The following is a 21,280-nucleotide window of genomic DNA, read 5'->3' on the forward strand; positions in this document are numbered from 1 at the left end:
CTTATAACCGTCGCTTATTCGCTTTTTTTGTTTGTTTCTCTACGTGTTTAAGATAGTCGTAAATAGCAACTTGCGAACGAATTTTCTTTTTATTGCCACGCAAAACATAACGATTACTCATCTCTTTGTCGATACGACGAGCTTTGACGGTGTCAGTGAAGTGGATATTGATAATGTCGATGATGCGCTGTTTCAGGCGCTCATCTTTTACTGGAGTCGCGACCTCAATGCGATGGTCAATGTTTCGTGTCATCCAATCTGCGGAGGAAATAAACACTTTTGTATCACCATTGTTATGTGCGATGAGCACTCGAGGATGCTCAAGGAAGCGATCAACGATACTAATGATGGTGATATTGTCGCTTATCCCTTCAAGCCCGGGCACTAAAGAACACATTCCGCGAACGATCATGTTTATTTTTACGCCTGCTTGGCTAGCCAAGTAGAGTTTGTTGATTAACCCTTTATCCGCTAGGTTGTTGAGCTTTAGGGTTAGGCGTGCTTTTTTTCCTGCTTGTGCATTGGCGATCTCATTGTCGATGAGTCGGTACAGTTTGTTGCGTGAGTTACGTGGAGACACAATGAGTTGTTCAAATTTGACCGGACGATAAGGGTTTTCAATATAACCAAAGACATGTCTGACCTCATCAGCGATATCTTGGTCGGCGGTAAGTAGGGAGAAATCGGTGTAGAAACGTGCGTTATTTTCATGGAAGTTACTCGGTGCCAATATGGGCATAACGTACCATGTTACCGTCTTCTACTCGGCTAATAAGCAGTAATTTTGAGTGTATTTTTAGCCCTGGAGCACCAAAGATCACGTGGACACCGTTATCGGTGAGGACTTTTGACCATTCAATGTTTGCTTCTTCGTCAAAGCGAGCTTGTAGTTCTACGACAACGGTGACGTTTTTTCCATTGTGAATCGCATCGATGAGGGAGTTCATTAAGCGTGAATCTTTAGCTACGCGATAAATGTTGATTTTGATACTTCGTACTTTCGGGTCAAAAGATGCCTGACGAACTAACTCGGTGACATGTCCAAATGAGTGGTATGGAAAGTGAAGTAAGATATCTTGTGCTCGGATGGCATCAAATTGATTGTCATAGCCATCGAAATCGGCGCAGCGCATCGGTGGTAGCGGTTTATTTTCTAAGTAGTCACGCCCTACGTTAGGGAAGCGGATGAAGTCTTTAAAATTATGATATCGGCTGCCCTCAATTAAACTGTCGTAATTAGAAATACCTAGCTTTTTACAAAGAAAGGTTAGCATTGTATTGGGCATGCCTTTTTCATAGATAAAGCGGACCTAGCATTGCGCTTAGGCGCTGATTCACCCCCTCTGACATCTGTTCTAGTAGGTTGTGTTCTATTTCATGGCTAAGATCATATTCGGCATCGCGCGTCATTTTGATCGAGTAACCATTTAGCTCATCATAATCAAAAAAGCCCCGAAAGATATCGTTTAGACAATAACGGATAATATTGTCGAGTAAGATAATGGTCTTCCGACGCTCTCCTTTTTGTTCTGGCACCATAATAAATCGAGGGAGGTGATCGGTTGGGATCTCGAGTAGTGCGTACTGCGAACTCTGCCCTTGTTTTATATCAACCCCAATGTAGGCGTACTCATCTTTTAAAAACTGCAATACATCAATTTCATCTTTAAGTAATAATGGAGTGAGGTGAGGGAGCACTTTCTTTTGAAAGTACTTTTGAATCCATTTTATTTGGGTTTCAGTCAGTTGGGTTTCATTGACAAGAAAGATGCGCCGACGTGCCATCTCTAAAATGAGTTCATTGTAGAGTTCATCAAATTTGAAGTTCAGCTTACGCACTTTACTTTGCATCTTAGAAAGGAGGCGTTTGGACTTATCACTATTGCCACTTTCTTGATTGATCAAAATACGACGCTTGACATCGGAGAAGCGAACTTTATAGAACTCGTCAAGGTTATTGGAGAAAATGCCTAGAAAACGGATCCTTTCTATCAGCGGAACGGTTTTATCAGCCGCCTCTTGTAGGACTCGCTCGTTAAATGATAACCAGCTAAGCTCCTTTTCAACATAGAATTTTTCTGCACTCATAGGATCAACCATTGTTAGTACCCTTGTAGGGCGAGATAATAAAACCTAAACCGTGCACCTTGGTTGGCTTCTGTGACACTTTTATAGAAGCTCTAAGGCAACCAACGACAGTTTATGATTTTCAGTACCTTAGAGGCCGTGTAATATAATTGTCACGTAAACGACATATTATGTTGAGGCATTTCATGCAAGCTTGTATTTTATCCCATAATCTAATGTGGGACGGATTCCTCTTAGAGCCTCAAACATCATCAAGAGATAGAATGTAAATTATGGCAAATGCCAGCTTTTCATTGCATACCAAAGATCGTAAACGTCAGATTCAAGATCGGCTTGCTCGAGGGATCGTCTCGTTTGGTGGACTTAGTGTACTTGCTGGATTGATCTTTATTTTTGTTTACTTAGCTTTTGTCACACTCCCTATCTTTTCCGGGGCGACCACGACTTGGTTGCAGCCCGTACCGATGATCACCAGTACCCCTATTATAGCGTCGGTTGTCGATGATAATGCTGAGAATGTGCGTTTCTATACTCAAGATGGCTTAGTTACTCAGAGATCGTTGGCGACAGGAGAGAGCACGACAGAGCGATATGCCGAAAATAATGATGTCGTCACCGCCTCATCTAAACTGTTAATTTTGGCTCGAAATAGCAATGAAATTACCGCCATTGAGCCCTCGATTATTCAAAGTGAAAATGACGATGCGCTAGCATCACATAAGAGAAATGAGAGGAAGTGGATTACGGCTAGCACGGATGACCGACCGATTGAATTAGCGTCAGCAGTGCGAAATAACAATATCATCTCTTTCGTTACTCTTGATAATTTAGGGCGAGTTCACCTAATACAAGATGCCTTATCGATGGGGCACGCCACAACGGAACAGACAACAGTGGCGACGCCTCTAACTCAATTTGAGAGCCAACCAGAAATACAAAATAACATCATTACCACGTCTTTTGTTCTTCCTGAGGTTGAGCAAATTCTGTTAACGCCTAGTGCAGATGTCGTGTATGCGCGAGCGGCGAATGAATTGTATGTCTTAGTGTTGCAGGATAAGGCGTTAGTATTGAGAGAAGTGGTGGATTTATCAGCTGTTTCTCAATCTCCAGTGATGAGTATGGAACTGCTTTCTGGCGCATATTCTTTGCTGATTCAGTATCAAAACCAACAGATCTGGCAATGGTTTGATGTGTTGGCGAATAGAGAGCGAACGCTGACACCCATACGTTCGTTTGACTTCTCAGCACCTGTCGAGCGTGTGCTTCCAGAAACGTTAAGTAAAGGCTTCTATGTTCAATTGGCGAATGGCGAATTGGACGGGCGCTATACAACAAGTGAAAGGGCGCTCTTGAATATACCGCTCCCAGCTGGGGACGTGCATAGTATCGCCTTATCAAATAATAATCGTTATGCGGCGTTAGTAATTGGTGATGCACTTCATGTGGTAAAAATAGACAACGATCATCCGGAAATTTCTTGGAGCGCTTTGTGGGGAAAAGTATGGTATGAAAGCTACCCAGAACCAGAGTTTGTGTGGCAGACCACTGCAGCCAATGATGACTTTGAACCCAAGTTCAGTCTCGTTCCTATCGCGTTTGGTACCCTTAAAGCCGCTGGGTTTGCCATGTTATTTGCCGTGCCTATTGCGATATTTGGTGCGATTTATACCGCTTACTTCATGTCGTCAAGCATGCGTAAAGTCGTCAAACCAACCATTGAGCTGATGGAGGCGCTACCAACCGTCATCATCGGTTTTCTCGCCGGATTGTGGTTTGCTCCCATTGTTGAAAGTCATTTACCAGCCGTCATGATGCTACTTATTTCTTTGCCATTGTTATCATTGGCGACGGGCGTAGTCTGGTATTTGATCCCAAGAAAGTTAACGACAAAGTTACCGAGTGGTTTACACCCTTTTACCCTAATTCCAGTCATCTTAGTCGCCATTTATCTAATGATGACGTACTCCTATGACATGGAGGTATGGCTATTTGGAGGGGATGTTAGAGTGTATTTAGCTCAGCATGGCATCGATTATGATCAACGTAATGCCTTAGTTGTCGGGTTTGCAATGGGTTTTGCCGTAATACCGACGATCTTTACTATCGCCGAAGACGCCATTTTTTCCGTTCCGAAGCACTTATGTGACGGCTCACTGGCATTAGGGGCGACACAGTGGCAGACCCTATTGTATGTTGTGCTGCTAACCGCCAGCCCAGGGATCTTTTCCGCTGTGATGATGGGGCTGGGCCGAGCGGTTGGAGAAACCATGATTGTACTGATGGCAACGGGCAATACTCCTATTTTAGATTGGAATATTTTTGAAGGAATGAGAACCCTCTCTGCCACGATGGCGGTAGAGTTACCCGAATCTGATGTAGGCAGTACCCATTATAGGTTGCTGTTTTTAATAGCATTGATTTTGTTTAGTTTTACATTTGTGGTGAACTCCATGGCCGAATGGGTGCGACAGCGATTGAGAGATAAATACAGTGCACTGTGAGCAGAGTAAGGAAACGCGCTATGTTTAAGTGGTTTAAGTCTGGCGCTCCATGGGTCTGGCTTACTGGCGGCGCGGTGAGTATCAGTTTGATTTCCGTGTTGGGTCTATTACTGCTGATTGGCTGGAAAGGCTTGGCGTATTTTTGGCCAGCCCCTTTATATCAATGGCAAGACATCAATGGCGAGCGCTTAATCGGCCAAGTGTATTCTGAAACATGGGTCTCGACGCATACCATTCCGAACGCGAGTGACATTTTGCCAACGTCGGTAGTTGAATCCGGTAAAGTGAAGCGTTTGAGCATTAAAATTGCCAATCGCGATTTGTATGGAATGGACTTTCTGTCAGTACTTAAGCCAGAGCTCTATCAACAACAAACGCCAGCAGATCTTGTTGTTATTGAGCGAACAAGAGGCGGCAACTTTTTTGGTGAGATTACCGCGTTTAGTACTTTTGATGGTGTCGTGGTGTCTAACATCCGGCAGCGGCTTGATGACGCTTTGATAGACGCTCAGCAGACTCGCCAAGATATCGATACGATCATAGAGCGAAGAATTCGAGGTTTAGGACACCAGTTGGAATCTATGCGCTTAAAGCAGCGTAGGGAGGCGTTGAATGGTACATTAACGGAAGAGGCTTCTGCGAAGTACGAGCAACAAAAAGCGATAATTCAACAGCAACTTGCACAGCATGAATTGGAACTGGATGAGTTAAGAAAGATCTTAAATAGCCAACTATTAGTTGTGTCGGATATGAAAGGGGATCGAGTTGAGATCCCGTTAAGTCGCATTGTCGATTTTTGGTACCCTAATCAGATGTCAATGTCTGAAAAGCTGACTCATTGGGGTGGACAGGTGTGGAAGTTTTTATCGGATGAACCGCGAGAATCTAACTCTGAAGGCGGAGTGTTCCCCGCGATTTTTGGTACGGTTTTACTGGTATTGATTATGTCCGTATTAGTGATGCCACTCGGGGTAATCGTCGCGTTGTATTTGCATGAGTACGCCGAAAATAACTGGCTCACTCGATTGATCCGCGTCGGGGTGATTAATCTGGCGGGTGTGCCGTCAATTGTATACGGCGTTTTTGGCCTTGGCTTTTTTGTTTATACGATCGGCGGGTCAATTGACTCACTGTTTTATGCTGAGCGTCTACCAGCACCGACATTTGGTACACCCGGTCTGTTATGGTCCGCCTTAACTCTGGCGATACTCACTCTACCTGTGGTTATTGTGACCACGGAAGAAGGGTTAAATCGAATCCCAATATCAGCTCGACATGGTTCGTTGGCATTGGGCGCGACACAGTTTGAAACGGTGTGGCGAATTGTGTTACCCATGGCTAGCCCTGCTATTATTACAGGGCTGATATTGGCCGTCGCTCGCGCAGCAGGTGAAGTTGCTCCCTTGATGCTAGTCGGCGTGGTGAAATTGGCATCGAGTTTACCTGTTGATGCTCAATTTCCATTTCTGCATTTAGAGCGAAAGTTCATGCATTTGGGCTTTCATATTTATGATATTGGTTTTCAAACGTCCAATATTGAGGCGGCACGTCCGCTGGTTTACGCCACCTCTTTTTTATTGGTGACAGTGGTTGTTGGGTTGAACTTAACGGCGATCGCTATTCGTAATAATTTAAGAGAAAAATACCGAACGCTAGGGCAAGATTAACGATGTTTTCTATCAACCAAACTTTAGGTTATCCCACACCACTTGACGTCAATGATCTCACCGATGATCAGACGGCCATTGAAATAGAGAATTTAAACTTGTTCTATCGCAGTACGCAGGCCCTGCATAATGTATCGATGCGAATTCCTAAAGGGCAAGTTACGGCGTTTATCGGTCCGTCTGGGTGTGGTAAATCGACGCTACTACGCTGTATGAATCGTATGAATGATTTAGTTGAAGGTTGCAGTGTGCAAGGGGATGTACGACTGCATGGTAATAATATTTATCACCCTAAAGTGGATGTGGCGACGTTACGACGACGAGTAGGGATGGTATTTCAACGGCCCAATCCTTTTCCTAAATCGATTTATGAAAATGTTGTCTACGGCTTGCGTTTGCAGGGCGTGCGCAACAGTCGCAATCTCGATGATGCCGTTGAGCGTTCGTTACGTGCTGCTGCGTTATGGGATGAAGTGAAAGATCGCCTACATGAGAATGCATTTGGTTTATCGGGAGGCCAGCAGCAACGGTTAGTGATCGCTCGGGCCATCGCGATTGAACCCGAAGTATTATTACTCGACGAGCCAACTTCAGCGCTTGATCCCATTTCAACTCTGACGATTGAAGAGCTGATTAACGATTTAAAGAGAAAGTATACGGTTGTAATGGTGACTCATAACATGCAACAAGCGGCAAGAGTTAGCGATCATACTGCGTTTATTCACTTAGGAAAGCTGGTAGAGTACTCAGATACAGATTCCATCTTTACATCTCCGCTGCAAAAGCAAACAGAAGACTACATTACTGGTCGTTACGGATAGAGGAACACAATACTCATGCACTTTGGTCGTCATATTTCAGGTCAGTTTAACGCGGAACTCGAGTCAATCCGTACCCACGTTCTCACTATGGGAGGGCTGGTGGAGCAACAACTCTCGTTCGCACTACAGGCGTTGCATAACGATGATATTGATCTGGCTAAAAAAGTGGTTCGTGACGATCATAAAGTGAATGCCATGGAAGTGTCTATTGATGAAGCGTGTACCCGTATTATCGCTAAACGCCAACCGACAGCCAAAGATCTTCGCTTAGTGATGGCAATAATTAAAACCATTACCGATTTAGAGCGTATTGGTGATGTTGCTGCGCGTATTGCGAGAGTGGCGATTGAGACCCCTTCCACGAAAGAGCAAAGTTTTCATGTATCTCTCGAACCATTATGCCGCCAAGCGATTAGCATGTTACATCAAGTTCTTGATGCGTTTGCTCGCATGGATGTCGATGCGGCAGCTGAGGCGTATAAGCTGGATGATAAGCTCGATGCTGAATATGAGGCCGTGATTCGTCAGTTAATGACTTACATGATGGAAAATCCGAAGAATATTCCGAGCGTATTACAGGTGATGTGGTCGGCGAGAGCAATTGAAAGAGTCGGTGACCGTTGTCAGAATATTTGTGAGTACATTATTTATTTCGTGAAAGGAAAAGATGTTCGCCATCTTGGTGAGCAGAGCATTGACGACTTACTTAACTCTTAATAACTTAACGCTTAATAACTTAACTTTAAATAGTGATTGTTAACCTCTAGACCGAATTACGATCTAGAGGTCGCGATAACTCTGACGCTAGAAGCGTAGGATGAAACCTAAATTCCAGTTTGATAAGATGTCTGCTGGTATATAGGTTTGTTGATTATCGAACACATTGATATCAAGTCCGGTTCTTACCGCTAAATTATCGGTCATCTGATAGACGTAGTTGGCACCAATGCTAACGCCAGTCGCACTGCGACTTTCTTCTCTTTTGCTTCCATCGTACTGCACACCACCGATACTTACCTGAAAACCATGAGTCGCAGCTTGACCAAACATTTGCTGCAGTCCGACACGGTAGCTATGTAACGTCTCGTCATAGGCATTGCTGGAGTAGCGAGTGTGCCCATAGTCAAAGAAGACAGCGTCAAAACCTAACGTATTTGGTAGACCAACCTGAAGACCAGCACCACGGTATGCGCCGATCTTTAGTTCTGGGGACACTTGAATTGTATGCGCGTGAGTGAGAAACGGAGCTGCGAGCAGGCTAGCCATTAATAAAGCTTTTTTCATCATAATCTTAACCATATAAGTAAATAGGATTTAACTTCTCGTCGTTCCGTTGACTTAGATAGAAGATGCGGCTTAGTGTAAATTTTTGAGTCATTAGAGACTAAGTAGTATTGCTTATGACTGTAATAAGAGGGAGAAAAGGGGGGTCGGAGGGAAGGCTACAAGGCTGCCCGGTGAATTGAGTGGGATTAGTCAGTATTTATTGTTATCTGCTGCTTGATGGCGTTAATCAGCACGGAATCAATCCACTTTCTAGTGGGTGAATTTCTGTCTTTATTGTGGGTGTAACTATAGAGACTGTAGTGTGGGATGGTGTTATCAATCAGAATGATAATAGAGCGGAGTTCTGGAAAATTTTTGATTGGAAATAGGTTGGAATGGGGAAGGACGAGGTCAGTGTTACGCACTACATCAATAAGTGCGAGTAAAACTTCAGAACGAAATCCCACCCGAGTCTTACAGCCGAGTGAGTTGAGAATGTTGGCGGCTAGGCAGACGTTATCATTAAAACCGGGTAGCAACTGAGAGGCTATCTCGAAGCCATCAAAAGACTGCGGTGTTGTTATGTTGTCAGTGATAGGGTGCCCCTGTCTAACGATGGCTCGACCTTCTATATCAATTAGTCTATTTCGGGAAATTTCTTTCGAAATACCATCTAAATCGTAATGGGCACCGTAAAAAACATCCCCCCTTAGGATATCCTCATTGGTGTTGCCCCCCCAGTTCACTAACTCAATATTGAGATTGGGTGCGTCACGGCGCAATGCAGTGAACAGCGTCCCTGTAATGGTAGAAAGAATATGAGGAGAGAGAGCAATCTTCATTGTTCCTGATAACTCTTCAGGTGAGAACTCATTGAGCTTTCCTAATGCCAACTCTAAATTATTGAGATGGGGGCTGACTGCACGTTCCAAGTTGAGAGCAAAGGGGGTAGGCTCTAATCCCTGTCTTACCTTTACAAACAGTTCGTCGTTAAAATGGTGCCTAAGCTTTTGCAGAGTCTGACTTATCGCGGGTTGCGAAACTAACAAACGTTCAGAGGCTTTACGCATGTTTTTTTCTTGCATGAGAACAATAAATATACGAAGTAAGTTGAGATCAATGTTATAAAAATGATTGTTTAGCATCGTAATGTTTTCTCATGGTCATCAGTATTGAACGACTGACCGAACCATCGCTGACGCTTTTAGCGTTTAGCAATGGTGGCTCTAATCATGTCGGCGGTCTGCTTAATAGTGCTCTTATCTGTAATCGGCACGGCGTAGTCGTCGGTGTCTTCTGTACCCATTTTAGCTTGTGGTGCGCGAAATGACATGGTGCTTTGTCGAGTAGTTTTTCCTGATAAATGGAGTTCAGTAATGCCTGTTTGACGGATGATGTGAGCAACGTTTTCTGGTGATACCCCAGCCCCTGCCATGATACTGATACGCCCTTTTGCTTGCTGGTGTAATCTCTCCAAGCATTCAATACCTGCGAGTGCAGAGCTTGCCAGTCCGGAAGTGAGTACTCTCTCGCATCCAAGCGCAATAATTTGCTCAAGGGCCTCTGGCGCATTGTTACATTGATCAAACGCTCGATGAAAAGTGACGCCTAAGCCGAGTTGCTGCGCCTGCGAAACCAAAGCGGTTAAGTTTTTGATATCTAGGTAGCCATCGTGTGTCAAGAGGCCTAATACCACGCCATCCATCCCCATATTGGCTGCAATGCTGATGTCTTGCGCCATCATTTCAACGTCTAGTGGGCTGTAGAGAAAGTCACCTTGTCGAGGCCGAATCATGGCATAGACAGGGACTTGGCTATATTTCGCGGCTTGCATCATAAACCCCGCACTCGGAGTGAGACCGCCTAAAGCTAAAGAGGAACAAAGTTCTATGCGAGTAGCACCGCCTTCGATGGCGTATCGCAGTGACTCAATATTATCGATACAAACTTCAAGTTGGTAGGTCATTGGTTGGTCCACAAATTCCGAGGGGTAATTAATATAGCCTTCTCGCAGTGGAGATACTAGCAGAGGATAGTGAACACTGGGCAACAAATGAGAAAAGCCCGAGTAAAAACTCGGGCTTGGATTCGGCTAACTGAAAATCTCTTCAATGATTGGCTGCGGTGTCCGCTTTATTATTTCCAACCATCAACCCCGTGAGCATGGGGCGGAAGGTTTCAATTATTTAGATAGGTCTTCTGCGTGCTCAGATAGGAAAGCTGCAACACCTTTTGGAGATGCGTCCATACCTGCTTTGCCTTCTTCCCATTGTGCAGGACAAACTTCACCATTCTTCTCGTGGAAGTTTAGTGCGTCTACCATGCGAAGCATTTCATCGATGTTACGACCAAGTGGCAGATCGTTCACTACTTGGTGACGAACAAGGCCGTCAGCATCAATTAGGAAAGAACCACGGAACGCAACGCCAGCTTCTGGGTGCTCTACGTCGTATGCTTTGCAGATTTCGTGCTTAACATCAGCAACGAGAGGGTATTTAACTTGACCGATACCGCCATCTTCGATAGCAGTGTTACGCCATGCGTTGTGAGAGAACTGAGAATCGATAGAAATACCGATAACTTCTGCGCCTTTAGCTTGGAAGTCAGCTAGACGGTTATCAAACGCGATAAGCTCTGATGGGCAAACGAACGTGAAATCTAGTGGGTAGAAGAAAACAACTGCTTTTTTACCTTTAGTGAATTCAGCGAAGTTGAAGTTATCAACGATTTCGCCGTTACCAAGAACAGCTGCTGCAGTAAAGTCTGGGGCTTGACGACCAACTAGTACCATTTTTTTGCTCCTAAAATAGGTTAATTCAAACCGTGTTCGGTTTGGTCCGTGTTTGTACGAGACAAACTATAGTACACATTGTAGTATTGAAAAAAGCGAAATTAATAGATTGATTTAATCGAAAAAAACGATGAGTCGTTCTTGCTCATTCCTTTTTTGAATGCAGCGAAAAAAGTAGGCAGTAAATATGAATAAATGGCCCAGTTTAAAACAAATCCACTACCTCGTGACGCTCAGCGAAACTCGGCATTTTAGTGAGGCGGCAGAGCGTTGTTTTGTGAGTCAATCTACCTTGAGTAAAGGCATTCAAAACCTTGAGGAGCTTATTGGCTGTCCTCTCTACGAAAAAAAGGATAAGAAAAGCCCGTTAGTCTTCACTCAAGCCGGAGAGATGGTCGTTAAGCAAGGAAGAGAATTGCTAGCGAAAGGGCAAGATTTGATAGAGTTAGGTGATTTTTGCCAAGGTGATGCGATGCAAGGGCAGATTAAGTTAGGTTGTATCCCCACCATCGCTCCTTTTCTGCTGTGCGACTTAGTACAAGAAGTGAATGCACGCTATCCGCAACTCAATTTGTTACTTAGAGAGGATACGACATCGAATTTGTTGGCGGCACTAAAGCATGGTGAGTTAGATGTTTTGATTCTGGCACTGCCGATGGAAATTGGCAATATGGAGAGCTGTATCGTTGGCCAAGACCCTTTTAAAATGGTCATCAGCAGAACGCAGGCCGATCGTATTCAAGTGCCGATTAAATATGACGATCTTCCCGATGAATCGGTCTTCCTACTTGAAAATGAGCATTGCTTAACTGAGCATGCCGTGTCGGCTTGTAAATTGACAAAAAAAGAAAAAATTAACCCATTTAGCGCCACCAGTTTACATACTCTAGTACAAATGGTTGCTAATGGTTTAGGTACGACGTTTATCCCGCAAATGGCGATTGAACATGGCTTACTAGACAACCAGAATTTAATTGTCATAGAACCACCCGGTCAGCAAGCCCATCGAGAGATTGGTTTGGTGTGGAGACCGAGTTCCTCGAGGCGTGAGTCGTTTATGCATCTTGCGGACGTGGTATCCGAACTGCTTTAAATGTGCTGGGGAATGCTTACATCGAGGCGTCTATAGGTATGGTTGGTATAAAGTATACCTATAGACTAATTGACTTCAATTTACTGAATTGCTCGCCCACCAGATATAACGCGTACACTATCTTTATTCTGTGACGCTTTGTACTGGCTCAACATCACTTTCTTCAGGCTCTGCCTCTTCTTGTAATTCTAATAAATTAATGGCGATAGCGACAAAATCGCTGTCAGTGATAATTCCGACTAACTCTCCTTTTTTAACGACAGGTAAGCAGCCTACTTTGTGCTTTTGCATGTACATGGCACTTTCACGAAGACCGTACTCTAGGTTCGATGGTCATAATGTTAACGTGCATAAAATCGCTTATAGGTGTCGCCAGCGTGTAAGATTGGTCACTAGGAATGCGTTGTAAGATGGATTCTTGAACTGCGAGTAAATCGCGCTGAGATACAATACCTAATAGTTGTTTATGGGCATCAATTATAGGGATATGCCGGATATCGAGCGCTTCCATCATGTGCTTGGCATCGGCAAGGGAGTGAGACCGCAAAAGGGTGTGAGGGTTGCGGGTCATCATATCTTCGACCTTAATCATAGAGGGCCTCCAACTCATTTTGATTGTCTGTTTTAACTATAGAATCATCGCGGCAATAAAGTTGAGAACTCGGTCATTTTTTGATGCGAATCATTAAAAATGGATCGCAAAATTGCAGTGATTGTCACGTGGCGATAATTTGCTTAAAAATACAACACGATTAATCTTGTTCAACTTGCTATTCCATGCTGTAAGCCTATACTTAGCGGCTGCGAAATTTTTCGTTCTTTATGTCATAGATCAACAAAGATGGGTGTTATGCAAGTTTCAGATTTTCACTTTGACCTACCTGATGAGCTTATTGCTCGTTATCCCACCGCTGAACGTAGTGCGAGCCGATTATTACAGCTCACTGGTAATACAGGTGAAGTGGCTGATAAAACCTTTACTGATATTGCCAGCCTTGTTCAACCCGGTGATTTACTTGTGTTTAATAACACTCGGGTTATCCCAGCGAGAATGTTTGGACGCAAAGCATCTGGCGGCAAATTGGAAGTGTTGGTTGAGCGTATGCTTGATGATAAGCGTCTGTTGGCCCATGTTCGTTGTTCGAAATCACCAAAAGTAGGCACAGAGCTGCTTCTTGGTGAAAATGATGACTACCAAGCTATTATGGTCGCTAGGCACGACGCCCTGTTTGAAATTGAAATTCAATCAGAGAAAACGGTGTTGGAAGTGTTAAACGACATCGGTCACATGCCATTACCGCCTTATATTGATCGTCCTGATGAGGATGCAGATAAAGAGCGTTACCAAACCGTTTACAATGAGAAACCGGGGGCTGTAGCAGCCCCAACTGCGGGACTTCATTTTGATGACAAAGTCTTGGCCGACATAAAAGCGAAAGGCGTGAACTTCGCCTACGTGACTTTGCATGTTGGAGCTGGAACCTTTCAACCCGTTCGTGTCGATAATATTCACGATCACCACATGCATTCCGAATATGTTGAAGTGACCGATGAAGTGGTTAAAGCCATTGCTGAAACCAAAGCGAATGGTGGCAGAGTGATTGCGGTTGGAACAACATCGGTACGCTCTTTAGAAAGTGCAGCCCAAGATGCGAAATCGAAGGGAACAGAATTCGCGCCATTTTTCGGCGATACTGAAATTTTCATCTTTCCAGGCTATGAGTATCAAGTTGTCGACTGTCTAGTGACTAATTTCCACTTGCCAGAGTCAACGCTGATTATGTTAGTAAGTGCATTTGCCGGTTATGACCATGTTATGAACGCTTATCAGCATGCCGTGGATAACAAGTACCGCTTCTTTAGTTATGGTGATGCGATGTTTATTACCAAGAAAGTAAACTAACGACCGGCATCAAAGGTTTAATTTCACTCAAGGAGCCAGTGAGAGTTTAGGTAAGGAATACCAGTAAGCGCTTGGCAGAAATGTCGGTGCAATCGAGTGCGACAAGCTACGCTTGTTAGTGCGTTTTGATATTGAGTCAGACTGTGTCTCTGGCGAATTGGAGGCTTCGTGAAATTACAATACGAACTTAAAAAGAAAAATGGTCACGCGCGTCGTGGTCAATTAACGTTTGAACGCGGGACAGTGCAGACACCTGCATTCATGCCTGTAGGTACTTACGGAACGGTGAAAGGTATGACGCCGGAAGAAGTGAAAGATACCGGAGCAGAGATTCTGCTTGGTAATACTTTCCACCTTTGGCTTCGTCCTGGTCAAGAAATCATGAAGCTGCACGGTGACTTGCATGACTTTATGAACTGGCACGGTCCAATCTTGACAGATTCAGGCGGTTTCCAAGTATTTAGCTTAGGTGCAACGCGTAAGATCACTGAAGAAGGTGTCCATTTCCGTAGCCCGGTAAATGGTGACAAAGTCTTCATGGACGCTGAGAAGTCAATGGAGATTCAAAAAGACCTTGGCTCTGATGTTGTGATGATCTTTGATGAGTGTACGCCATACCCTGCGACGCATGATGAAGCGAAGAAATCCATGGAAATGTCACTGCGTTGGGCACAACGCTCTCGTGATCACTTCGATAAGCTAGAAAACACCAATTCGTTGTTTGGTATCGTTCAAGGTGGTGTTTACGAAGATTTACGTGATGTTTCTGTTGAAGGCTTAACGAATATTGGCTTCGACGGGTATGCGGTTGGTGGTTTGGCGGTAGGTGAACCTAAAGAAGACATGCACCGCGTTCTTGAGCACACAACGCCAAAACTTCCAGAAGATAAACCTCGCTACCTAATGGGTGTAGGTAAACCGGAAGATCTCGTTGAAGGTGTTCGCCGAGGTATTGATATGTTCGATTGCGTTATGCCAACGCGTAATGCACGTAATGGTCACTTATTTGTCACTGGTGGCGTTATCAAGATCCGTAATGCAAAGCATAAGACGGATACGACGCCATTGGACCCTGAATGTGATTGTTACACCTGTAAGAATTACTCAAAAGCGTACTTGCATCATCTTGATCGCTGTAACGAAATTTTGGGTGCACGTCTGAACACTATTCACAACCTTCGTTACTATCAGCGTCTGATGGAAAGTATCCGTAAGTCGATTGACGAAGACCGTTTTGATGAATTTGTTCAAGAGTTTTACGCACGTCGCGACCGCGAAGTAATACCAATTGATATGAAATAGTTGGTTAATTTTAAGGCTATCCTTGCAACTGGTGACAAATCCTAGCGCTGGGTCACACTTTTTGTGCTCCGAACAGGCGAAGAAACATTGAGTTACGGTTTGCTTCTTGAAAAGATAAGGGGATAGCCCAATTTTGGATATGTATTTACATTTAACGAGGATGTTTTCCAATGAGTTTGATTAGTTCAGCTTACGCTGCTGAAGCCGCTCCACAAGGCGGTGGTTTTGAAATGTTAATTATGCTTGGTATGTTTGCGGTAATTTTTTACTTCATGATTTACCGCCCACAAGCAAAACGCGCAAAAGAGCATAAAAACCTAATGTCTTCTATGGGCAAAGGCGATGAAGTTCTGACTAACGGTGGTCTAATCGGTAAAATTACCAAGATCGCTGAAGACAACGACTACATTGCTATCGCACTAAACGATAACAACGAAGTGGTTATCAAGAAAGATTTCATCACTGCAGTGCTACCAAAAGGTACACTGAAGTCTCTATAAAAACAGCTAAAGGATCCTCGCTGTGCTAAACCGTTATCCTCTGTGGAAGTACTTAATGGTGATTTTCGCCATTGCTATCGCAGCATTATATGCGCTTCCCAACCTATACGGTGAAGATCCGGCTATTCAAATTACAGGGGCGCGTGGCGCCTCTGTTGATATGTCGACGCTGGATACTGTCACTCAAGCTCTTGATAAAGAGCAGCTCTCTCATAAGTCTATCGCCTTAGAAAACGGCTCTATCTTAGTTCGTTTTACCAGTACTGATACTCAAATTAGTGCGCGTGACGTGATCAGCGAAGCGTTAGGCAAAGATTCCATTGTTGCTCTCAACTTAGCGCCAGCGACACCTCATTGGTTAGAAGCTATTGGTGCCGCACCCATGAAACTGGGTTTGGACCTTCGTGGTGGTGTTCACTTCTTAATGGAAGTTGACATGGACGCTGCGATGGAAAAGTTAGTTGGACAACAAGAAGAAGCATTTCGAAGTGAATTGCGCGAAGACCGCATTCGTTATCGATCTATTCGTCCTTCAGGAAAGGACGGGGTAGAAGTCTTACTTCGTGATGCAGAACAACTGGCACAAGCTAAAGCCGTACTTGAATCTCAACACCCTGATATGGACTTTTTTGATTCAGACTCCAACGGTCGCTTTGCTATTGTGGCTCGCTTTAAAGAAACACGCCTACAAGAAATACGTAACTACGCCGTTGAACAAAACATCACTATTCTACGAAATCGTGTAAATGAACTCGGTGTTGCTGAACCTTTGGTACAGCGTCAGGGCGCAAGTCGTATTGTGGTTGAGCTACCTGGTGTTCAGGATACTGCTCGAGCAAAAGAAATTCTTGGTGCAACCGCGACGCTTGAATTCCGTGAAGTTGACAGTAGTGCAGATTTAGCTGCTGCAGCTAGTGGTCGAGCGCCTGCTGGCAGTGAAATCAAGTTTGACCGCGATGGTCGTCCGGCCGTTCTGAAAAAACGTATTATCCTTGGCGGAGCCAGTATTACTGATGCGAGCTCCAGTGCGGATGAATATGGTCGCCCACAGGTTAACATCTCACTTGATAGTGAAGGTGGTAACAAAATGGCGGCGTTCTCTCGCCAAAATATCGGCAAGCTAATGGCGACGGTATTTGCAGAGTACAAGGATAGCGGTAAACGTACGCCTGAAGGCAAAGTCATTCTGGATAAACATGAAGAAGTCATCAACCAAGCAACGATTCAGTCAGCGCTAGGTCGTAACTTCCGCATTACTGGCATCGACTCCGCTGCTGAAGCGCATAACCTAGCACTATTACTTCGTGCTGGTGCGTTGATTGCGCCTATCTCGATTGTTGAGGAAAGAACCATTGGTCCATCAATGGGTCAGCAGAATATCGATATGGGTATCATGGCGTGTATCACTGGTATGATTGCCGTGATGCTCTTTACATTGGTTTATTACCGTGGCTTTGGTCTATTCGCTAACTGTGCATTAATGGCTAACATCGTCCTAATTATTGGTGTGATGTCAATGATCCCAGGGGCGACAATGACGCTTCCAGGTATTGCCGGTATTGTACTGACCGTCGGTATGGCGGTAGATGCGAACGTACTGATTTTTGAGCGGATCCGGGAAGAGCTAAAAGAGGGACGTAATCCTCAGCAAGCGATTCATCAAGGTTACGCGAACGCATTTAGTACCATTGCCGATGCCAACATCACCACGCTTATTACCGCGATTATATTATTTGCTGTCGGCACCGGTGCCATCAAAGGCTTCGCTGTGACACTTTCAATCGGTATTATTACTTCAATGTTTACTGCAATTATTGGTACTCGCTGCTTAGTGAATCTGGTATATGGCGGCAAACGCGTTAAGAAACTGTCGATCTAGGAAATAGTTATGTTTGAGATAATGAAAGCAGACAAAACGATCGACTTTATGCGTTGGTCAAAAGTAGCATTCATGTTTTCCATTGCGATGATTGCTGCTGCAATATTTACCCTATCTACTAAGTGGTTGAACTGGGGCTTAGATTTCACCTAAGCGGTACGCTGATTGAAGTGGGTTTCGAGCAGCCTGCCAACCTTGAAGATGTGCGAAGTGCATTGGATGCGGAAGGTTTTGGTGATGCGACGGTACAAAATTTTGGTTCTTCACGTGATGTGATGGTGCGTTTACGTCCACGTGATGGTGTACAAGCCGAAGCGTTGGGCAACCAAATCTTAAGCGCAATTCAGCAAGGAACAGGTGAAAGTGTTGAGATGCGTCGTATCGAGTTTGTCGGTCCGAACGTGGGAGATGAGCTTACGGAAGCGGGGGGGCTAGCGATTTTAGTCTCTCTTATCTGTATTTTGATCTACGTATCAATACGATTTGAGTGGCGTCTAGCTGCTGGTGCGGTAATGGCCTTGGCTCACGATGTTATTATTACCTTAGGTATTTTCTCTTTATTGCAAATTGAAGTGGACTTAACCATTGTCGCGGCCTTGCTGACGGTTGTGGGGTACTCCCTCAATGATACCATTGTTGTATTTGACCGGATTCGTGAGAACTTCCGAAAAATGCGTAAAGGTGACCCGTCTGAGGTGATGAATAACTCCATTACACAAACACTGAGCCGTACATTAATTACCTCGGGTACGACATTGTTCGTAGTCATCGCATTGTTTACGCAAGGCGGTGCAATGATCCATGGTTTTGCACTTGCACTACTGCTTGGTATCACGGTTGGTACATACTCTTCTATCTATGTTGCTTCGGCGCTGGCTCTGAAACTGGGTATTCAACGTGAACACCTAATGCCAACGCAAATAGAGAAAGAAGGCGAAGAGCTCGACGAAATGCCATAAGCATTTTCTATTGCTATATAAAAGCCGCTCAAAATGAGCGGCTTTTTTGTATCGAGTTTTTAGGCGATGCTTTTCTCAAAGCGAGATACAAAAAATCCCAGCCTAAAAGCTGGGATTTGAGAAACTCAGTGAACGCTAAGTAATGATAAATTACTTAAGCATACCTTCATTGGAGTTTTCGCGAATGTGCTTAAGCATTGATTTAACGCCACGTGCACTAGATGCTACGATGTTGCCAGATTTCATGTGGTCAGTGCCACCAGCAAAGTCAGTAACAATCGCGCCAGCTTCACGAGCAATCAGATCGCCTGCTGCCATGTTCCAAGGCTTAAGTCCAAGCTCGAAGTAACCATCGACACGACCTGCAGCTAAGTAGCAAAGGTCAAGTGCTGGAGAACCAGTACGACGGAAATCAGAACATTCAACAAACATTGAAGACATGATTTTGAAATAGCTTTCAGAATGCTGCTTTTGTTTGTAAGGGAAGCCAGTACCGATGATGGTACCTTTAAGGTCTTTTAGAGGTGTTACACGAATACGAGCGTTATTAAGTTGAGCGCCAGAACCGCGTTGTGCAGTAAATAGCTCGTTACGCATTGGGTCGTAAACACACGCAACTTCTGTTCTGCCCTTCATGCGAACAGCAATAGAAACACAGAAGTGTGGTAGACCATTGATAAGGTTAGTGGTGCCATCCAGTGGGTCGATGATCCATTGAACATCACTATCTTTACCTTCAATCATACCGCTTTCCTCAGCAACAATGCTGTGTTCAGGATAAGAGGTTTGAATAGTATGGATAATGAGTGCTTCAGCTTCTTTGTCTACGTTAGTAACAAAGTCATTAGTGCCTTTCTGTACTGACTCAATGTTGTCAGTGTTTTCAAGTGATTTAGCAATATGGTTGCCAGCTTTACGCGCAGCGCGTATAGCGATATTTAGCATTGGATGCATACGAATTTTCCCAACGGATGTTAAAGAACAAAAAGCGGCGGCGAGTATATCAAAGATTTGGGAAAAGGGAAGTGGTTATTTTTTGTTCTGTCATTCGGGTGAATAAAAAGACCCTGACTATTTTAGTCAGGTTTATGTTATTATTCGGCGGTTTTGTAATCTTGGTGCTATTTGACAATGCTAGACAACGTTAAGATCATTCTCGTCGGAACTTCTCATTCTGGAAATATAGGCTCTGCTGCTCGTGCGATGAAAGTCATGGGATTAAGCCAGATGGTATTAGTTGATCCTCAATGTGAAGTAGATGCGCAAGCTGTCGCGTTAGCCGCAGGTGCAAGTGATATTGCTTTGGGTGCCACCATTGTGTCTTCGTTAGAAGAAGCGGTCGAAGACTGTGGTTTGGTCGTGGGCTCAAGCGCGCGCTCTCGTACCTTGGATTGGCCTATGATTGAGCCACGTGAATGTGGACAACGCTTTGCTATTGAAGGGGAGAAGCATCCCGTCGCGTTAGTTTTTGGACGTGAACGTACCGGTCTTACCAATGATGAGCTGCAACTGTGCCATTTCCATACTTGCATTCCAGCGAACCCAGAGTACAGCTCACTGAATTTGGCGATGGCGGTTCAAACGTTAAGTTACGAAGTTCGTGTGGCTCATTTAGAGCGTGAGAGTCAACAGTTTCCTGCTCAAGACGAACCAGATTACCCTCGCCATAAAGAGTTGGAATTATTTTACCAGCACCTTGAAAATGTGATAACCAATACCCAGTTTATCTCTAAGGATAAGCCTAATCTTGTCATGAATAAGTTGCGTCGACTGTTCAGTCGTGCTCGTCCTGAGTCTCAAGAAATCAACACATTACGTGGTATTTTGACGTCGATTGATAAAATACTGGCGGACAAAAAGTAACCGCATTAAGTGTGTGGGTGAATACCTGACTATTTTAGTCAAATAAATACTTGATTAAAATAGTCAGGTATGGAAAAATTGAATCCACAAAGACAATGTGGAAACGTGTGATATGAGATTAACATCAAAAGGAAGATACGCAGTAACAGCGATGCTCGATGTCGCGCTGCACTCACAGCAAAGCCCAGTCCCACTGGCCGATATTTCTGAGCGTCAAGGGATTTCCCTTTCTTACTTAGAACAGCTGTTTTCTAAACTGCGTAAAGCCGGATTGGTCTCAAGTGTACGTGGTCCTGGTGGTGGTTATCGCCTAGGTACTGACGGCGCCGACATTTCCATTGGTACGGTTATCGCTGCTGTGGATGAATCGGTCGATGCAACCAAATGCGCTGGCAAAGGCGATTGTCAAGGTGGTACGCGTTGTCTGACTCACACGTTGTGGCGAGATTTAAGCTCTCGCATTAGCGATTTCCTGAACAACATCACACTCGGTGAGTTGATGGTTGATAATGAAGTCCTTGAAATTTCTGATCGTCAAGACATAGATCTTACGGTCAATAATGGGTTTTCCAGAAAAAATAATAACGCTGCCCCCATCGGCATTAATGTTCGCTCGTAAGTAGTGTTGCTTTTACATTGGAGTA

Annotated in this window: 16 protein-coding genes and 3 pseudogenes; 12 read left to right on the top strand and 7 right to left on the bottom strand. The window is 44.4% G+C overall.

The window, feature by feature from the left end:
- Position 1 precedes the first annotated feature (1 nt).
- Positions 2 to 2,088 (bottom strand): annotated as a pseudogene (gene ppk1 / locus AC0L66_RS03920) (polyphosphate kinase 1).
- A 272-nt stretch (positions 2,089 to 2,360) separates the two neighbouring features.
- On the opposite strand from ppk1, the gene AC0L66_RS03925 reads away from it, so the two are divergent.
- Genes AC0L66_RS03925 through phoU form a run of 4 tightly spaced genes read left to right on the top strand, consistent with a single transcriptional unit; the run spans position 2,361 to position 7,797 of the window.
- Positions 2,361 to 4,592, top strand: coding sequence for an ABC transporter permease subunit (locus AC0L66_RS03925; protein WP_473568439.1), 2,232 nt, complete (start codon positions 2,361 to 2,363; stop codon positions 4,590 to 4,592).
- 20 nt (positions 4,593 to 4,612) lie between these two features.
- Positions 4,613 to 6,259: a phosphate ABC transporter permease PstA gene (gene pstA, locus AC0L66_RS03930; RefSeq protein ID WP_265676100.1), complete on the top strand. Its 1,647-nt coding sequence runs from the start codon at positions 4,613 to 4,615 to the stop codon at positions 6,257 to 6,259.
- A 2-nt stretch (positions 6,260 to 6,261) separates the two neighbouring features.
- Entirely contained in the window at positions 6,262 to 7,080 is an 819-nt protein-coding gene (gene pstB / locus AC0L66_RS03935) for a phosphate ABC transporter ATP-binding protein PstB (RefSeq protein ID WP_265676099.1), read from the top strand.
- A gap of 15 nt (positions 7,081 to 7,095) precedes the next feature.
- Positions 7,096 to 7,797 carry a phosphate signaling complex protein PhoU gene (gene phoU, locus AC0L66_RS03940; RefSeq protein WP_265676098.1) on the top strand — a complete coding sequence of 234 codons (702 nt, stop codon included), beginning with the start codon at positions 7,096 to 7,098 and terminating at the stop codon, positions 7,795 to 7,797.
- A gap of 87 nt (positions 7,798 to 7,884) precedes the next feature.
- Here phoU and AC0L66_RS03945 read toward each other — a convergent pair whose 3' ends face one another.
- The 4 genes from AC0L66_RS03945 to AC0L66_RS03960 all read right to left on the bottom strand — a co-directional run bounded on the left by AC0L66_RS03945 (position 7,885) and on the right by AC0L66_RS03960 (position 11,137).
- The gene (locus tag AC0L66_RS03945) at positions 7,885 to 8,367 is read right to left on the bottom strand and encodes a hypothetical protein (RefSeq protein ID WP_265676097.1); all 483 of its coding nucleotides are present in this window, start codon (positions 8,365 to 8,367) and stop codon (positions 7,885 to 7,887) included.
- A gap of 185 nt (positions 8,368 to 8,552) precedes the next feature.
- Positions 8,553 to 9,491 carry a LysR family transcriptional regulator gene (locus AC0L66_RS03950; protein WP_473568441.1) on the bottom strand — a complete coding sequence of 313 codons (939 nt, stop codon included), beginning with the start codon at positions 9,489 to 9,491 and terminating at the stop codon, positions 8,553 to 8,555.
- Positions 9,492 to 9,550: 59 nt separating this feature from the next.
- Entirely contained in the window at positions 9,551 to 10,312 is a 762-nt protein-coding gene (locus tag AC0L66_RS03955) for a copper homeostasis protein CutC (RefSeq protein ID WP_473568443.1), read from the bottom strand.
- A 216-nt stretch (positions 10,313 to 10,528) separates the two neighbouring features.
- Positions 10,529 to 11,137: a peroxiredoxin C gene (locus AC0L66_RS03960; RefSeq protein WP_250618263.1), complete on the bottom strand. Its 609-nt coding sequence runs from the start codon at positions 11,135 to 11,137 to the stop codon at positions 10,529 to 10,531.
- Between the two features lie 187 nt (positions 11,138 to 11,324).
- On the opposite strand from AC0L66_RS03960, the gene AC0L66_RS03965 reads away from it, so the two are divergent.
- Positions 11,325 to 12,230 carry a hydrogen peroxide-inducible genes activator gene (locus tag AC0L66_RS03965; protein WP_265676094.1) on the top strand — a complete coding sequence of 302 codons (906 nt, stop codon included), beginning with the start codon at positions 11,325 to 11,327 and terminating at the stop codon, positions 12,228 to 12,230.
- Positions 12,231 to 12,353: 123 nt separating this feature from the next.
- On the opposite strand, the pseudogene AC0L66_RS03970 reads toward AC0L66_RS03965, so the two are convergent.
- Positions 12,354 to 12,822: pseudogene (locus AC0L66_RS03970) on the bottom strand (CBS domain-containing protein).
- Positions 12,823 to 13,080: 258 nt separating this feature from the next.
- Between AC0L66_RS03970 and queA the strand changes: the two are divergent.
- The 5 genes and pseudogenes from queA to secF all read left to right on the top strand — a co-directional run bounded on the left by queA (position 13,081) and on the right by secF (position 18,773).
- Positions 13,081 to 14,133 (top strand): tRNA preQ1(34) S-adenosylmethionine ribosyltransferase-isomerase QueA, encoded by a 1,053-nt coding sequence (queA, locus tag AC0L66_RS03975; protein WP_473568444.1) that lies wholly within the window; start codon positions 13,081 to 13,083, stop codon positions 14,131 to 14,133.
- 168 nt (positions 14,134 to 14,301) lie between these two features.
- Complete coding sequence (tgt, locus tag AC0L66_RS03980; RefSeq protein ID WP_250618266.1) at positions 14,302 to 15,435, top strand: tRNA guanosine(34) transglycosylase Tgt; 1,134 nt, start codon at positions 14,302 to 14,304, stop codon at positions 15,433 to 15,435.
- A gap of 170 nt (positions 15,436 to 15,605) precedes the next feature.
- On the top strand, positions 15,606 to 15,935 hold the full coding sequence (gene yajC / locus AC0L66_RS03985) for a preprotein translocase subunit YajC (protein ID WP_265676090.1): 330 nt from the start codon (positions 15,606 to 15,608) through the stop codon (positions 15,933 to 15,935).
- Positions 15,936 to 15,957: 22 nt separating this feature from the next.
- Positions 15,958 to 17,814, top strand: coding sequence for a protein translocase subunit SecD (secD, locus tag AC0L66_RS03990; protein WP_265676089.1), 1,857 nt, complete (start codon positions 15,958 to 15,960; stop codon positions 17,812 to 17,814).
- A 9-nt stretch (positions 17,815 to 17,823) separates the two neighbouring features.
- Positions 17,824 to 18,773: pseudogene (gene secF, locus AC0L66_RS03995) on the top strand (protein translocase subunit SecF).
- Between the two features lie 150 nt (positions 18,774 to 18,923).
- On the opposite strand, the gene suhB reads toward secF, so the two are convergent.
- The gene (gene suhB / locus AC0L66_RS04000) at positions 18,924 to 19,727 is read right to left on the bottom strand and encodes an inositol-1-monophosphatase (RefSeq protein ID WP_265676087.1); all 804 of its coding nucleotides are present in this window, start codon (positions 19,725 to 19,727) and stop codon (positions 18,924 to 18,926) included.
- 177 nt (positions 19,728 to 19,904) lie between these two features.
- Here suhB and trmJ point away from each other — a divergent pair, with 177 nt between their 5' ends.
- Positions 19,905 to 20,636 (top strand): tRNA (cytosine(32)/uridine(32)-2'-O)-methyltransferase TrmJ, encoded by a 732-nt coding sequence (gene trmJ / locus AC0L66_RS04005; RefSeq protein ID WP_265676086.1) that lies wholly within the window; start codon positions 19,905 to 19,907, stop codon positions 20,634 to 20,636.
- Between the two features lie 112 nt (positions 20,637 to 20,748).
- Entirely contained in the window at positions 20,749 to 21,255 is a 507-nt protein-coding gene (iscR, locus tag AC0L66_RS04010) for a Fe-S cluster assembly transcriptional regulator IscR (RefSeq protein ID WP_265676085.1), read from the top strand.
- Positions 21,256 to 21,280: the final 25 nt, after the last annotated feature.

This window comes from Vibrio sp. GJ43-1 (assembly GCF_055808835.1).

What these genes read in the sequence shown, in the direction of transcription:
- AC0L66_RS03925 (WP_473568439.1), top strand. Translation starts at nt 2,361, where the DNA reads ATGGCAAATGCCAGCTTTTCATTGCATACCAAAGATCGTAAACGTCAG.
- pstA (WP_265676100.1), top strand. Translation starts at nt 4,613, where the DNA reads ATGTTTAAGTGGTTTAAGTCTGGCGCTCCATGGGTCTGGCTTACTGGC.
- pstB (WP_265676099.1), top strand. Translation starts at nt 6,262, where the DNA reads ATGTTTTCTATCAACCAAACTTTAGGTTATCCCACACCACTTGACGTC.
- phoU (WP_265676098.1), top strand. Translation starts at nt 7,096, where the DNA reads ATGCACTTTGGTCGTCATATTTCAGGTCAGTTTAACGCGGAACTCGAG.
- AC0L66_RS03945 (WP_265676097.1), bottom strand. Translation starts at nt 8,367, where the DNA reads ATGATGAAAAAAGCTTTATTAATGGCTAGCCTGCTCGCAGCTCCGTTT.
- AC0L66_RS03950 (WP_473568441.1), bottom strand. Translation starts at nt 9,491, where the DNA reads ATGCTAAACAATCATTTTTATAACATTGATCTCAACTTACTTCGTATA.
- AC0L66_RS03955 (WP_473568443.1), bottom strand. Translation starts at nt 10,312, where the DNA reads ATGACCTACCAACTTGAAGTTTGTATCGATAATATTGAGTCACTGCGA.
- AC0L66_RS03960 (WP_250618263.1), bottom strand. Translation starts at nt 11,137, where the DNA reads ATGGTACTAGTTGGTCGTCAAGCCCCAGACTTTACTGCAGCAGCTGTT.
- AC0L66_RS03965 (WP_265676094.1), top strand. Translation starts at nt 11,325, where the DNA reads ATGAATAAATGGCCCAGTTTAAAACAAATCCACTACCTCGTGACGCTC.
- queA (WP_473568444.1), top strand. Translation starts at nt 13,081, where the DNA reads ATGCAAGTTTCAGATTTTCACTTTGACCTACCTGATGAGCTTATTGCT.
- yajC (WP_265676090.1), top strand. Translation starts at nt 15,606, where the DNA reads ATGAGTTTGATTAGTTCAGCTTACGCTGCTGAAGCCGCTCCACAAGGC.
- suhB (WP_265676087.1), bottom strand. Translation starts at nt 19,727, where the DNA reads ATGCATCCAATGCTAAATATCGCTATACGCGCTGCGCGTAAAGCTGGC.
- trmJ (WP_265676086.1), top strand. Translation starts at nt 19,905, where the DNA reads ATGCTAGACAACGTTAAGATCATTCTCGTCGGAACTTCTCATTCTGGA.
- iscR (WP_265676085.1), top strand. Translation starts at nt 20,749, where the DNA reads ATGAGATTAACATCAAAAGGAAGATACGCAGTAACAGCGATGCTCGAT.